The organism is Dickeya oryzae (genome assembly GCF_020406815.2).
In the GTDB taxonomy this organism is placed as follows: Bacteria; Pseudomonadota; Gammaproteobacteria; order Enterobacterales; family Enterobacteriaceae; genus Dickeya; species Dickeya oryzae.
On the sequence record NZ_CP162670.1, the window covers coordinates 1,101,488 to 1,116,097 of the forward strand.

12 protein-coding genes are annotated in these 14,610 nt (G+C 53.4%); 2 read left to right on the forward strand and 10 right to left on the reverse strand.

Going from position 1 to position 14,610, the window contains the following annotated elements; translation table 11 throughout:
• Window positions 1-4: 4 nt before the first annotated feature.
• The 6 genes from eutR to ytfR all read right to left on the reverse strand — a co-directional run bounded on the left by eutR (window position 5) and on the right by ytfR (window position 8,586).
• Window positions 5-1,048: an HTH-type transcriptional regulator EutR gene (gene eutR / locus LF929_RS04680; RefSeq protein ID WP_226093590.1), complete on the reverse strand. Its 1,044-nt coding sequence runs from the start codon at window positions 1,046-1,048 to the stop codon at window positions 5-7.
• A gap of 317 nt (window positions 1,049-1,365) precedes the next feature.
• A complete protein-coding gene (locus LF929_RS04685) occupies window positions 1,366-2,712 on the reverse strand; it encodes an aldehyde dehydrogenase family protein (RefSeq protein WP_050570864.1) in 1,347 nt (448 codons plus the stop codon).
• A 518-nt stretch (window positions 2,713-3,230) separates the two neighbouring features.
• A complete protein-coding gene (locus LF929_RS04690; RefSeq protein WP_226093589.1) occupies window positions 3,231-4,652 on the reverse strand; it encodes a phosphatidylserine decarboxylase family protein in 1,422 nt (473 codons plus the stop codon).
• A gap of 401 nt (window positions 4,653-5,053) precedes the next feature.
• Window positions 5,054-6,046, reverse strand: a complete 993-nt coding sequence (gene yjfF, locus LF929_RS04695; RefSeq protein WP_038905351.1) for a galactofuranose ABC transporter, permease protein YjfF — start codon at window positions 6,044-6,046, stop codon at window positions 5,054-5,056.
• Window positions 6,033-7,070 carry a galactofuranose ABC transporter, ATP-binding protein YtfT gene (ytfT, locus tag LF929_RS04700; protein WP_029456429.1) on the reverse strand — a complete coding sequence of 346 codons (1,038 nt, stop codon included), beginning with the start codon at window positions 7,068-7,070 and terminating at the stop codon, window positions 6,033-6,035. Before ytfT ends, yjfF begins: the two co-directional genes overlap by 14 nt.
• A gap of 13 nt (window positions 7,071-7,083) precedes the next feature.
• A complete protein-coding gene (gene ytfR / locus LF929_RS04705) occupies window positions 7,084-8,586 on the reverse strand; it encodes a galactofuranose ABC transporter, ATP-binding protein YtfR (RefSeq protein ID WP_016942209.1) in 1,503 nt (500 codons plus the stop codon).
• Between the two features lie 35 nt (window positions 8,587-8,621).
• Here ytfR and LF929_RS04710 point away from each other — a divergent pair, with 35 nt between their 5' ends.
• The gene (locus tag LF929_RS04710; RefSeq protein ID WP_226093588.1) at window positions 8,622-8,807 is read left to right on the forward strand and encodes a hypothetical protein; all 186 of its coding nucleotides are present in this window, start codon (window positions 8,622-8,624) and stop codon (window positions 8,805-8,807) included.
• Window positions 8,808-8,811: 4 nt separating this feature from the next.
• Here LF929_RS04710 and ytfQ read toward each other — a convergent pair whose 3' ends face one another.
• Entirely contained in the window at window positions 8,812-9,768 is a 957-nt protein-coding gene (gene ytfQ / locus LF929_RS04715) for a galactofuranose ABC transporter, galactofuranose-binding protein YtfQ (protein WP_016942208.1), read from the reverse strand.
• A 1,022-nt stretch (window positions 9,769-10,790) separates the two neighbouring features.
• On the opposite strand from ytfQ, the gene mgtS reads away from it, so the two are divergent.
• Window positions 10,791-10,886: a protein MgtS gene (gene mgtS, locus LF929_RS04720; protein WP_012885835.1), complete on the forward strand. Its 96-nt coding sequence runs from the start codon at window positions 10,791-10,793 to the stop codon at window positions 10,884-10,886.
• Window positions 10,887-10,973: 87 nt separating this feature from the next.
• Here mgtS and LF929_RS04725 read toward each other — a convergent pair whose 3' ends face one another.
• From LF929_RS04725 to LF929_RS04735, 3 genes are all read right to left on the reverse strand, one after another.
• On the reverse strand, window positions 10,974-11,567 hold the full coding sequence (locus LF929_RS04725) for an ankyrin repeat domain-containing protein (RefSeq protein ID WP_210175858.1): 594 nt from the start codon (window positions 11,565-11,567) through the stop codon (window positions 10,974-10,976).
• A gap of 58 nt (window positions 11,568-11,625) precedes the next feature.
• Window positions 11,626-13,125: a catalase KatB gene (gene katB, locus LF929_RS04730; protein WP_210175859.1), complete on the reverse strand. Its 1,500-nt coding sequence runs from the start codon at window positions 13,123-13,125 to the stop codon at window positions 11,626-11,628.
• A gap of 561 nt (window positions 13,126-13,686) precedes the next feature.
• Window positions 13,687-14,460 (reverse strand): (S)-acetoin forming diacetyl reductase, encoded by a 774-nt coding sequence (locus LF929_RS04735; protein WP_038908814.1) that lies wholly within the window; start codon window positions 14,458-14,460, stop codon window positions 13,687-13,689.
• Window positions 14,461-14,610 lie beyond the last annotated feature (150 nt).

Sequence of the window (14,610 nt, forward strand, 5' to 3'; positions counted from 1 at the left end):
TTTTTTATCCTGCTAATCGAGCTTTGAGTGTCACCGATGGCTTTTCGTTAAACAGCCGTTGGTAATCACTGGCGAACTGGCTCAGATGCCAGAAGCCCCATTGCATGGCAGCATCCTGTACGGTGTTATGATGGGAGTAGGGGCTGACTAACTCACGGCGTACTGCGTTGAGGCGGATCATCTTCAGCCAGGCGTTGGGACCGCATCCCATAACATCACAAAAGGCATTTTGCAGCGTGCGGCGGCTGACATGCAGGCGACGGCACAGGTCAAGCACCGTGACCGGTTCCGACTGCTGACTGAGCACATATTCTCTGGCGCGACCGATCAGGCTACGATAACCGATGCGTTTGCTGGTATGGGATGGGTTGACATCGGCGGGCTGGGCGCTTTCCAGAAACGAAATCACGGTGGTCAGCAAGTTATGTTTCAGTACCTTGGCCGCGTTACTGTGTTGCAAACGTTGCGGTTCGTTGCAGCCATACCACAGCGCTTCACGTACAAACGACCAGAGGATTTCCCGCCTGTGGGGTTCTACCAGCAACGTGGTGCTTTGTGCCAGCAAGCGCGTCAGTTGTTCCGGCTCTTCCAGCACATCGGTGTACTGCAACAGTTCGTCACGTGAGATAGCGACACCCAAGATGGCATAGTCATCTGGCGTATTCAGTTCGAACTCCTTCCCCCCAGGGCTGACCGCGATGGCGTTGTCGCTGATGGGGTGAGAGCCGATAAAGCCAGTCCCGGCATGGCGGGCCGGAATACCAAACCAGAAGGCGTCGGGCCATATCATGCAGGACTGGCGCAATGCCAGATTGGTGTATTCGTGGCAAATCTGGATGCCGTCGAGCAGGATCTCGCGTAATTCCCCTTTGAAATGTCCCGGCGATACCTGATCGTAAATCTGCTGCCAGTCTGTGATGGTGCGGGATTGGGCGTAAACATCCTGTGTCTGGCGCTGGTGCACACTGTCATCCGGCGGCATCAGCGCTGTGGCCGGGAGCCGGTGCTCTGTATCCAGATGATGCAGGTTAACTGGATTGTGTTTCATCGTCAGCTCACCTCCTTGACAATGTCGGGCGGGGTCTGCCAGCGCGTGATGGTCACACCGTATCGAGGGATGAGGTGTAGACAGACCAAAGCATTCCCCGTTATACGGTATTCAGCCGGGGAGGAACAGGCGCTAAAGCACACTTTTCCTTCTCTCTGGTACGACCTAATTTCAGGCTTCTCCCATCGCGGTACGGTTTACGACTTCATCCCCTGACCCCTGTTTCTCTCCTTAAGCGGCCGTTGCGTTGTGGTATTGCCGCTGGTCATCAACCAACGGCAACCGCGCGGCAAACCTGTTTGGGTCATTCGCCATCGTCAGGCAATACGGAACATATCCACCAGCACACAGCGTCGCAGGCGCACAAAGGTGCGAGCAGAGGTGACACCTTCACCGGTCGGCGTCGAAATGGTCATTGATGTCCAACCTTCGCCACCCAGCCCCAACCCGGCGATACAAGGGCCATTTTTGACGAAAATACTGGTGTTGATGGCGTTAGCCATGCGATTTAAGTTCCTGATATTGGTGGAGTGCATCGCGGCGGTGTGGCGGCAGCCATTTTCCAGTTTGAGTGCCAGCGCAATAGCGTCATCCACGTTTTTCACCCGCACCACGGGCAGTACCGGCATCATCAGCTCGGTGACGGCAAACGGGTGGCTGGCGTCGGTTTCAGCCAGCAGTAAGCGCGTATATTCGTTGACCTCAAGCCCGATGGCTTCAGCCAGTTTCGTGGCATCACGGCCGACATAGTCGCGGTTGACGCGACCTTTACCCTGCTCGTCGATGTCGCTGAGCAGTGCTGGCAGCAGTTGTTCGGTTTGTGCCGGCGTGAGCAGCACGGCATGATTGCGTTGCATTTCTGCCAGTAGGGCATCGGCCACACTGTCCACCACGATCAGCACCTTCTCATCGGCACAGATAATGTTGTTGTCGAATGAGGCACCTTTAACAATCGCGCGGGCGGCTTTCGGAATATCCGCCGTTTCATCCACCACCACTGGCGGGTTACCTGCTCCGGCGGCGATCAGCCGTTTGTCGGTATGTTTGCGCGCCGCTTCCACCACCGCTTCGCCGCCGGTGACCACCAACAGCCCGATACCGGGGTAGCGAAACAGACGTTGCGCGGTTTCGATGTTAGGGTCGGAAACGCTGACCAACAGGTTCTCCGGGCCGCCGGTGGCGACGATGGCTTTATTGAGCAGGCTGATGGTACGCAGCGAGACGTTTTTCGCTGACGGATGAGGGGCGAACACCACGCTGTTACCGGCAGCTATCATACTGATAGCGTTATTGATAACGGTCGCCGCCGGGTTGGTTGAGGGGGTAACCGACGCAACGACACCCCAGGGCGCGTTTTCAATCAGCGTCAGCCCATTATCGCCGGTCAGTACTTCCGCCGACAGGCATTCGATCCCTGGTGTATGGCGCGCCTGTGACACGTTTTTGATGTACTTATCGACCACGCGGCCCATGCCGGTTTCGGCCACGGCCATTTCCGCCAGCACCTGTGCATAACGCTCGCCAGCGACCCGAATGGCTTTAATCACCTGTTGACGCAGCTCGACGCTGTTCAACTGTTGTTGCGCATACGTTGCGGCCTGAACGGCGTCGTCAAGCGAGTCGAAAATGCCGCTGGGTGCGTCAAACATTGCAGGCATCGGCATCGGTACAGTCGGTTCGATCACGGAGTGTTCCATAGGGTTTATCCTCTAGTTATGTCACCTGTTTAAACCACGTTGATCACCGTCTTCAATCAGGTGAGCAGGCAGGTTGTGACAAAAAGCCATGTTGTGGTTAAAAGTACGGATGCGAATTCGGTGTCTTGTTCCGGTCGGGCTGGGGTCGGCTCGGTATGCACGAAGGCGACTATCCCAGCATGAGACGCGAGACGGATTGCCTGTGTCGCGTCTGGGGGAAATCTCATCCTTGAGAGAACCCTTCCATTCTTTCATGCCGCGCCTGTTCTGATGGCGGCGGCCCGGTGTTTCCTGTGTTGACTTGTGGTTATTGTGGCAATGGCGGGTCAAAGCGAATAACAAAATTCGGCAACTCGGCATAAAGGTTGAAATCGATCACGAAAAAAGAACCGTTGATTAACAGAAAAGACATGGTCGGGAGGGAGGAGGGAACCTAAACGGAGAAACAGGCCCCGATCGTAGCCGGAGCCCGGTGCGGGTGTTTATTAGCCTTTGTTGTGCAGCGCGGTGGCGATCACGCTGCCCAGCGGGACAGGATTTTTATCGTTGCGGTGACTGACGGCATCGATAGCCCATTTTTCCAACGCGACCCGATCTTTTTGGAAGATCATCATGTGAGTCGAACCGCCGAACTCGAAGTGACCGATTTCGACGCCGCGGGTGATACTGACCGGTTCGGCACTCTCTTCAACGATAAACGTGCTGGGTTCGATCACGCAGCTGGACACTTCCACCATGCCGATGCAGATGAGCGCCACGTAGCCACAGGTCTTGTGCCGGAAGATAAACACCGCGCGCGCGGCCACATGGCCGAGGTAGGGTTGTGACTCGGTGCCTTCCCAGGTGCCCTGATTTTCGCCCTGTCCGGGACGCTGAGCAAAGTAAGTACCCGGTTCAACCCAGGAACGTACCAGAAAACCGTCCAGCGGCGCGTTCCAGCGATGATAGTGCGTCGCAGAAAGGAACCCTTGATAGAGCTGTCCGCCCTCGAACAGCTTGGCCCATTGCCGCTGACCACCGAACAGATCAAGCAGCGAATAGGGGATGTCTTTGACCCAAAACCGGCTTTCCAGTTGCAACTGATTGGCATAGCGCCACGGTGTGGTTTCACAACCGATGTCTATCTGGGTGTTCGGGTCGCCTTTAAAGGGGCGTGCGCCGGGAACGAACTGACGGATAAAGAAATCGTTCCAACTGGCGAAGCCGTAACCCTGCAGGTTGGGGTCGTGCTGCATCTGGTTCCAGACACCGGCCTGATACGCGGCTTTGGAAATCCAGGAGCCGGGTTTTTCCGGTTGTGCGATATCGAGTTTATCGAGTGAGGCGCTGCTTTTCAGGAAACTGTTCCAGGCATCCAGCACCTGACGGAACTGCTGATTGAACGTCGCGTCGTGGAACAGTGCCACGCCCGCTTCTGTTCCCATCGCCACGGCCAAAAACGCATTCATCGGTGTTCCGACTTGTGCGGTGGTGTTGAATGACGGCGAGGTGGTAATGATTTCGTTGAGGATCTCAAAGAAGCTGTCGTAGCTGTCTATCCAGGTCGCGTCGCCATCGTCGCTGATCTCCTTGCGGGTGGATTCAGGCAGCGAAGCCACATAGGCGTTGGATTGTTCGATCATGCTATTGAGCCACATGCGGTAGACACTGTTGTTGGTCACCCAGTTTTTAAAATTCTGGAGCACCGGCTGCATGGGGGCCAGGGTATTGGTCTGCTTCTTGTTGGCGATATGCTCGCGCAGTGGCATCAGGAATTTGGCGGTGGCCCATACCCGGTTGGGCACCCAAAATCCCATTTGGATTGGCCCGGCGTTATCCAGCGTCAGCAGGCTGTGCCCGCTGCTTTCGTAATGTGGCGACTGTTCTGTTTCAGGCGTACTTGCTGTGTGGCTTTTGGTGTGAGTCATAGCATTTCCTCTCGATAGAACGTGTCAATTCAATAGAACGTGTCAATGTCGAACTCGAACAATCAATGTGTCACCACCCGGAAAAACCGTTGCACAGGCTAACTGCCGTGCTGACGGTAGCCTCATCTCGTTATGTGCGAACAACGTGCAACCTGGTGGTGTGGAGAAAGGAAAGCGAAGGGTGGCAAAGGGGAAACGCGCTATGGGTATGCATGTCGGATCGTTGCCCGATGACAACTATGCGCGCCCCCTGTATTCAAACATAGGCGTATTCTGGCCGATGGCAAGTTTGCTTACGACAATGCATCGCGTTCGTTTCAATGGTGCGAGAGGGGGTGTCAGACGAGTAAAAACGTAGGGTGAGCGTTAGAGACCTCTCACACCTACGTTTTGGGCTGTTGTTATCCGTGTGGGGCGACACGTTTAACCGGGGCGTTCTGTCGGTTTTCCCACAGTGCGGTCAGGCCGCGTTGCAAGGCGATGAACACAAACAGCAATATGCCGATGGCTATCTTGGTCCACCAGGAACTTAGCGTACCGTCAAAGTTGATGTAGGTTTGGATCAAGCCTTGGATCGCCACGCCGAACAGGGTACCGAGTACGGTACCGACACCGCCGCTCAATAGCGTACCGCCGATCACCACCGAGGCGATAGCATCCAGCTCGACGCCGACCCCTGCCAGCGCATAACCCGCCGAGGTGTAAATGGAAAATACGATCCCGGCGAGGGTCGCCAGCCCGGTCGACAACATATAAATACGAAGGGTGGTACTGCGGGTTGATATGCCCATCAGGTTAGCGGAGGTACTGTTGCCACCAATCGCATAGACCTGATTACCGAAACGGGTATAGCGTGCCAGCACGATGCCGACAGCAACCACCATCAGCATCAGTAGTCCCATGGCGCTAAGCCGACCGTTACCGGGAATTGTCCATGCCAGGCTGGAGAGCGTTTCATAGATAGGATGGTTGATAGGCAGCGATTCTTTCGACACCAGATAACTGGCACCACGCAGGAAGAACATCCCCGCCAGCGTGATGATAAACGCCGGGATTTTTAGTGCGTCGATGAGCAAGCCCATAAACGCGCCAAAGGCACACCCCATCACTAAAATCAGCGGGAACGCCACCAGGGGGGACAGCCCCCAAACGCCGATAGCTTTAGCGAGAAACACACCGGTAAATGCAATCACCGATCCGACGGACAGGTCGATACCGCCGGAGAGAATCACAAAAGTCATGCCGACGGCGACAATACCCAGAAAGGCGTTATCGGTAAGGATGTTGCAGATGACACGCGTGGAGGCGAAACCTGGAAATTGCGTCAGGCAGTACAGGTATCCGAGCACGAATACCGCCAGGGTGATCATCAGCGGCAAGTTACGCTTTATCATGGCGGCGAACTCCTTTCAGCAAGGTCACAAAACGTGGCGACTGGACTATCAGTACGCACAATACCACGACGGCTTTCACCACCTGATTGAGCTCCGGTGGAAAACCGGACAGCAGAATACCGGTGTTCATGCCCTGAATAATCAGCGCACCTAACACGGAAAGTACCATGTTGAAGCGGCCACCCATCAGCGAACCGCCACCGATCACCACCGCGAGAATGGCGTCCATCTCCAGCCACAAACCGGCATTGTTGGCATCCGCCCCCCGAATATCGGCGGTGACGATGACCCCGGCGATGGCGGCACACAGCCCGCTCAGGATATATGTCATGGTCACCATCGCGCGGGTACTGACCCCGGCGTTTTTCGCCGCCCGGATGTTGATCCCCACTGATTCAATAAATAACCCCAATGCGGTGCGCCGCACCAGCAGCCAGAACAGAATCAACGTGACCAACGCGATGATGATAGGCGTTGGGAAGTAGAACAGCGCACCGCTACCGAGCCAGGCCAGTGGCGGCGAATTGAAGGTGACGATTTGCCCGGCAGTAATCAGCTGCGCGATACCCCGCCCGGCCACCATGAGAATGAGGGTAGCGACAAACGGCTGGATCTTCAGAATCGCAACCAGAATACCGTTCCACAGGCCCGCCAGCATGCCGACACCGAGTGCGGCCAGCAGTACCACCGTCAGGCTGTAGCCCTGCACGGTCAGCGAGGCGGCCACGGCACCGGCAATCGCCATAATGGCCCCGACGGACAGATCGATGCCGCCGGTGGCAATCACCAGCGTCATGCCGATCGCCAGTAAGGCCACCGGTGCGGCACGGTTAAGGATATCGATGGGACTACCGAACAGGCGGCCATCCTGCACCACTATCTGGAAAAAGTGGCTGGATACCAGACTGTCTACCAGCAACACCAGCACCAGCGCGGTTATCTGCGGCATGCCTTGTGAAAATCGCAGCGACGGCCAACGGAATGGGCGCTTATCGGAGCCCGGTTTGCTCAGTGATCGAGGCATCACTATGCCCTCCTTATGCCGCGATGGCATTCATGATGGCGGAAACGGATAGCTGGTCGAGCGGGATTTCCGCCACCTGCTGCCGGTCACGCATAATCAACACCCGGTCGGCGTATCCCACCAGTTCCTCCAGTTCCGACGAGATGACCAGCAACGCCAGCCCGTTGGCGCACAGGCTTTCGATCAAACGGATGATCTCGGCGTGGGCACCGACGTCGATGCCACGTGTGGGTTCATCCAGGATCAGGAATTGTGGTTTGGTCAGTAGCCAGCGAGACAACAGCACTTTCTGTTGATTCCCGCCGGACAGCAATTCGATAGGTTGCTCGGTACTGGGGGTGCGGATACCCAACTGACGGATGAATCGCTCGGCAATCGCCATCTGCTCTTTACGGGGGATCGGGCGCAGCCAGCCGCGTTGGGCCTGCAACGCCAGAATAATATTTTCCCGTACCGAGGCGGCAGAGATAATACCGTCGGTTTTGCGATCTTCCGGGCAAAAGCCGATGCCAAGGCAGGAGGCCTGATGTGGCGAGCGCAGCGTCTGGGATTTACCTTTGATCACCGCTTCGCCGCGATCGGCCGGTTTGATACCAAAAATCACCTCGGCGGTTTCTGTCCGCCCGGAGCCTAACAATCCGGCGAGACCGACGATTTCGCCAGGCCGTACCGCCAGTTCGAATGGCTCAATCACGCCTTTTTTCGCGTACCCTTTGAATTCCACCACCGGCTTGTCGCTCAGTAGCGTACGTCCGGCACGTTGCAGCGCATTCTGCTCCAGCTCGCGGCCCAGCATCATTTTTACCAGTTCTATCTGTGGCAGCGAGGCGGTTTCACAGGTGCCGACGAAAGCGCCGTTGCGCAGAACCGTGATGCGATCGGTCACCTGATAAACCTGGTCGAGAAAGTGGGTCACGAAGATAAGGCTGACGCCCTGATCGCGCAGCTGGCGCATCAGGGTAAAGAGCATTTCCACTTCCTGAGTATCAAGACTGGCGGTCGGCTCATCAAGGATCAACACCTTGGCAGACAGGTCGATGGCGCGACAAATGGCGACGATTTGCTGCATCGCGACGGAAAAGCGGTTCAGTGGTTCGCGCACATCCAGCTCAAAACCGTAGGAAGACATCAACGCCGCCGCACGTTTTTCCATCTCGGTGCGTTGTAATAATCCGAAGCGTCTGGGTTCGCGGCCGATAAACAGGTTATCCGCCACCGATAAATTGGGTAGTAGGTTGACTTCCTGGTACACCGTGCCGATGCCAAGTTGTTGGGCGTGAGCCGTATTTTTAGGCGAGATAGACTGCCCTTCGAGATAAATAGCGCCCTCGTCACGTTGATACACCCCAGTGAGCGTTTTAATCAGCGTGGATTTTCCTGCACCATTTTCTCCCAGCAGCGCCATGATTTCCCCGCGCCTCAGGCTGAAATCGACCTTATCCAGCGCTTTAACCCCGGGAAAAATTTTGCTCAGCCCTTCCGTACGCAAGATTTCCTGGTTGTCGAAATCGTTCATGCGATTCTTCCTTACAAAACAGGTGATGTCCTGCCATGGCAGTGGTAGCTAGCCATGGCAGTGGTAGTGCCATGGCAGGACGTGGGCTGACGACATACCCGTCATACTTCAAGTTGCAGGTGCGTTGGCTGCGTTCATTCACCCGAATCACTTACCTGAGTAAGCTCATCGGGATTCACTCACTTGCCGCCTTCCTGCAACTCGAATTATTTAGGGTATAAACAATCAATATCCCATGTTCTTTTTCTTATCGAGCTCGGCCTGTGCGCTGTCTGGTTTAAACAGGGTGGACGGTGTCAGAATCAGTTTGGCGGGCAGCGTGCCATCCTTTTTATATTTCTCCAGTGCGTCAAACGCAGGACCAGCCATATTTGGCGTCAGTTCAACCGAGACATTCGCCTCGCCTGCCAGCATGGCACGGAAAATATCCGGTACACCGTCAATCGACCCGGTCAGAATATCTTTGCCCGGTTTTAGCCCCGCTTCTTTAATAGCCTGAATCGCGCCGATCACCATGTCATCGTTATGGGCGAAAACCATACAGATATTTTTGCCGTTATTTTCTGACTTGATAAAACTTTCCATAACCTGCTTGCCGCCGCTACGGGTAAAGTCGCCGGACTGGGAACGGATAATTTTAATACTCGGTGTTTTGGCGATAGCGTCTTCAAACCCTTTTTTACGGTCAATTGCAACGCTTGCGCCGACGGTGCCTTCTAACTGAACGACATTACAATTCTTGCCGTTTTCGGTTTTAATCAGCCATTCGCCAATTAATGCCCCTTCCTTAATATTATCAGCGCGTACCGTGGTGAGATACAGTGAGTCATCTTTGACGTCAATGCCGCGGTCTAGCAGAATAACCGGGATCTTGGCTTCTTTGGCTTCCTTCAATACCGGCTCCCAGCCGGTCGCTACCACTGGGGCGATGAAAATAGCGTCCACCCCTTGTGCGATGAAAGAGCGCACCGCTTTGATTTGGTTTTCCTGTTTTTGCTGGGCGTCGGCAATTTTCAGGTTAATACCGCGCGCTTTGGCCTGTTCTTTGGCTACGGTCGTTTCAGCTGCGCGCCAGCCTGATTCCGAGCCGACTTGAGAAAACCCCACCGTTAATGGTGCGGCCAGCGCGACCGATGACAGGGACGCACACACAGCTGAAGCTAAAATGACGCGTTTCCACATAAAAGTGTCCTCTCTGGTAATCATTGGCTATCGGTTTTTCATTTTTAGGGACAATGTTGTTATTCGGTATTCAGTATTGCCCCTGTACTTGGGGTACGGCAGGCGTGATTATTTTTCCTCTTCCGGCGACTCATAACAAAACAGTAGTTTTTGCCGAGGGAAGAGGGTCAGGCCGTATTCGCTGATCTTATGGATAAAATCGCCATCAGCGGGGAATCTGTGACCCCACGCAAATATTGTTTTAGGTCATTTTTTCGGTATGGGTTAGATGAGTGCTGTATTCTGCTAGCGGCGTCATGTTTTTTTTAAATCGTGATATTTACCGGTTCTGGCGAGAGGTGGCGGGTTTGAGTGTCCTGCCAGTGGGCTCGTTTTCTCCTCCGGGTATACCGTCGGGATATGGATATTTAAGGTGCCTTTTAGTGATGTGATACTGCGCTTAATTAAGAAGGATAATTATGAATTAACGCTATACGAATTGTTGGGGTATAACGGTTATTCATCATTAATCAACGTTAGTTTTTACTTTCAGCTCTGTGAACTAATGACATGAAGAATGAATGCCGACTATTTGAAAAGTATTGTCAGTCCATCACTGAAAAAATGACACTCTTTTTCTTCAGCAGGTATCGCTGACAATAAACATAGGTTTTTATTATTATCAATAAGATTCATTACACCAATAATATATATTCACACGTATAATTCTGGACGTGATAAATCAAACGGTGTGTGATGGTAATGCATTAAAAACAATGTGTTAGGGCGGCTTTCTGTACCCGGGCGGCGGCTGGTGGCTTAATCGGGGGCTGGAAAAAGTGAACGAGGCCGTTTTGTTTGAGTGCTTTCGTCCTGATCCGATTTCTTATCTATTAAAGAGACGTTAATGTTTGCTTAACGTTCGGCCGATAGAATAAGTGTGTAGTGAGCAAACTTGCCGTCGAATGGTAAGTTGAATCGTAGTTGAATGAATCTGTAGTGGAACCATGAGGTCGTTTTACATGCTGACGTAGGAGGTTGTTATGTTCGAACAAGTAACTGTCTATTTGGCGATACTGGCCGTTATCGTTGTACCGGGATTTCTGGCCGCGTTTCTGAGCCCCAAATGGGATGACTGAATAATGCTAACCCAGTCTGATATCACACGCCCCGCCTGAAGGTAGTATATTCGTGCGGGGCGTGTCATTTTCGCTGATACGTGTCGATTATTGCCCTTTCACTTCACCCTTGCCTAATGCCTGCACACTGTTGCCCAGTGCATCGGTAGCATTCATATCCGCCCCTTTTTCCTGTAATGCCTTGAGAATTTCTGTGCGCTGAAACAGCGAAGCATACATCGCTGCAGTCTGTCCGGCGTTATTACGGGTATCCGGGCTACATTTTGCGTTCAGCAACACGTGGGCAATTTTCAGTTCACCTTTAAACACCGCTCCCATCAGTGCGGTATTGCCACGACTATCCTGCAAGCAAGGGTCAGCACCGTGGTTGAGCAACAGTGAAACCGTGTCGTAGTGGCCGTGGTAAGCCGCCAGAATGATTGCCGTATAGCCTTTTTCATCACGGGCGTTGAGGTTATAACCCGCGCTGATGAACTCCTTGAGTACGGCATCGTTACCCGTACGGGCTGCATCCCACAGGTACTGATTAAGCTGGTTCTGTACTTGTCTTTCATCAGTTGACTGCACAACAGGCATTGTGGCGACTGAATTCGACTGCTCTGTAATAGACACGGGCGGTTGTGCCTGGGCGGTGGCATGAATGAGTGCCAACAGGCAAATAAAGAGGCGAAATGATTTCATGATGACGATTCCCTGGTCGTTGGCGTCGCCCGTAGAGCAACCGGGCGACGGCATTCCGTTAATCAGCCAGTTTGCTGGCCAGTGACTGTACTTTGCTCAGATCGCCTTTGGCGACACTGGTCAGGCGGGTACCGTAGGTGGCATCAGCTTTATAGAAGTAGGAAAGCATGATGGTTTTACTGTCGGTATCCGCCATCGCCAGCGCAGAGCCCAGACTTTGAACCAGATCATCCTGATCTTTCTTACTGTAAGAGCGATACAGCTCGCCAGTCTGTTTGAAGTTCTGCTCTTTCTGGATTTTACGCTGCTGGGTCGTGCCGCTCAGCGGTGTCTGACTGTAGCGAGCAGAAACCAGCTCTTCACGTGGATACAACCGGCTTGGTTGGTAGTTCACCCCGTTGTCTTGCGTGTGGCCGCTATTCAAACTGCCATCCTGATTGATGTTGTTGACCTTTTTCAGTGGAGCATTGATTGGCAGGCTCAGGCCATTCGCACCCAGTCGATACATCTGGGTGTCGGCATACGAGAACAGCCGGCCTTGTAGCAGACGGTCTTCAGACGGCTCGATACCCGGAACCAGATTCGCCGGTGCCATGGCGACCTGCTCGGTTTCCTGGAAGTAGTTATCCGGGTTTTTGTTCAGAACCATCTGGCCAATTTTACGTTCGGGAACGCCAGGCCAGATTTTGGTGGCATCCAGCGGGTCGAAATCAAACTTAGCCAGGTCGCCCGGGGTCAGCACCTGAATGTAAAGATCCCATTTCGGGTAGTCGCCACGGTTGATAGCGGCGACCAGATCGTTAGTCAGGTGGCTGTAATCCTTAGCCTGAACTTCCTCAACCTGTTTGGGGTCGAGATTTTTTATACCCTGTAGTGTCTTCCAGTGGAATTTGACGTAATGCACTTCGCCTTTGGCGTTGACCAACTTATAAGCATGAACGCTGTTGCCGTCCATGTTGCGGTAACTGGCCGGTGTGCCTTCGTTGGAATAGAGCAGGGTCAGCGTGCGGATCGATTCCGGGACGTGAGAAAAGAAGTCAAACCGGCGCCCATCGTTATCCTGGTTGGTACGCGGATCGGGTTTGAACGCATGTACCATGTCCGGGAATTTGATCGCATCGCGGATAAAGAAGGTAGGGAAGTTGTTACCGACCAGATCCCAGTTACCTTGTGTGGTATAGAACTTGGTCGCGAAACCACGCGGATCTCGTAAGGTCTCTGGGGAGTGGTTACCGTGCACAACACTTGAAAAGCGTACAAATACCGGCGTTTGACTGCCTTTTTTGAATACCTCGGCGATAGTCAGGTCCGAAATGTCTTCGGTGGCGGTAAATGTGCCGTGTGCACCGGTACCGCGGGCGTGCACGACGCGTTCTGGAATGCGTTCACGGTCAAAGCGTTGCAATTTCTGCAGTAACTGAACATCCTGCAATAAAACCGGGCCATTGGGGCCTGCTGTCTGCGAGTTTTGGTTATCACCCACTGCCGCGCCATTATCACGGGTCAGTGTGGCTGACAGTGCCGGGTAGGCTATCAACAGTGAAGAGATGATGGCCAGTGGTGTTTTCCAGCCGGGAATACGATGTGTGGCGGTATGATTGCTCATAACTTTCCTCATTTTCCGTATGATTATTATCAACAATAGGTTTTGATTATTGCTGTGATTCCATTGCACTGCTTTAAGCTCTCAGCAGAGAAAGTTCTCCATCAGAGGCACTGATAAGGCTCATGCTCTGTTGGTGATTGCGGCTTATCTGTTTTCCCTGTTCCTGACCTGTCGTCATGACGAGTAAGAAATGGGGTTGTACTTATGGCCGACGGTGTGAATAACCGCCGTTGTTGCCGGGCATGTCAATAACCTGCGGCTACCTGGCTACTTTACCTTTTTTGACAAAACGGATAATGGCAGTTGTTTCTATCGAATTAATAGGTATGCCCTGAGTAGGGATTTGTGAAAAGAGTGAAAGCGACCACAGACAAGAGCAGGAATACAGATAGCGTCAGGGGATAGCGAGAAACGTGTTCTGTACGTTTGGGGCTTGTCTCTGTGGGATAGCGGATATCGGTGATGAGAAGAACACGCCTCGTCGTGTGACGAGGCGTAGTGGCGCTGAGTCAATCAGTTGAAGACCATACCACCATCAATCAACAGCGCCTGACCCGTCATATAGTCAGAATCAGGGCTGGCGAGATAGGCGACGCAGGCGGCCACGTCTTCCGGTTCGGACAAACGACCCAACGTGATGCGTTTGGCGAACTCAGCTGTACCGTAACCGAGTGGCTTACCTGCTGCTTCGGAAATTTGGCGGTCAATCTCTGCCCACATCGGCGTTTTGACGATACCTGGGCAATACGCGTTAACGGTAATGCCGAGCGGTGCTAAATCGCGGGCGGCGGTCTGGGTCAGGCCGCGTACGGCGAATTTACTGGAACTGTAAACCGCTAATTCTGGATTACCGACATGACCTGCCTGAGAGGCGGCATTGATGATTTTGCCTCCCTGTCCCTGGGCTTTGAAGGCTTCTACCGCAGCCTGTATTCCCCAGATAACGCCTTTCACATTGATGTTGTAGACCTTATCAACGATTTCCGGCGTGATGTCTTCAATTAGCGTGGTAGGCGCGATACCGGCGTTATTGACAATAACGTGAAAACCACCCAATTGTTTGTGTGCGGTACGAACCGCATTAAATACCTGGTCACGGTCTGAGACATCCGCGGTGAGTGCGATAGCGTTGCCACCGTGCTGCTTGATTTCATGCGCTACCTGGCCTGCGGTATCGCCGTTGTAATCCACGACCGCTACGGCAAAACCATCTTTTGCCAGACGGATAGCGATGGCCCGGCCGATTCCCTGGCCCGCGCCAGTGACCAATGCGACTTTCTGTTTCATGGGTCTTTTCCTGTGTTGTGAATAAAAATACAGCCATGACAGGCAGGCTAGCGCGTGGTAATTGGAATGAAAACTTATAGTAAATATCGATAACTATCATTTTAATGGATTAACTTTTTTACTTTTACTCTAACCCTATGCGTTTACGTC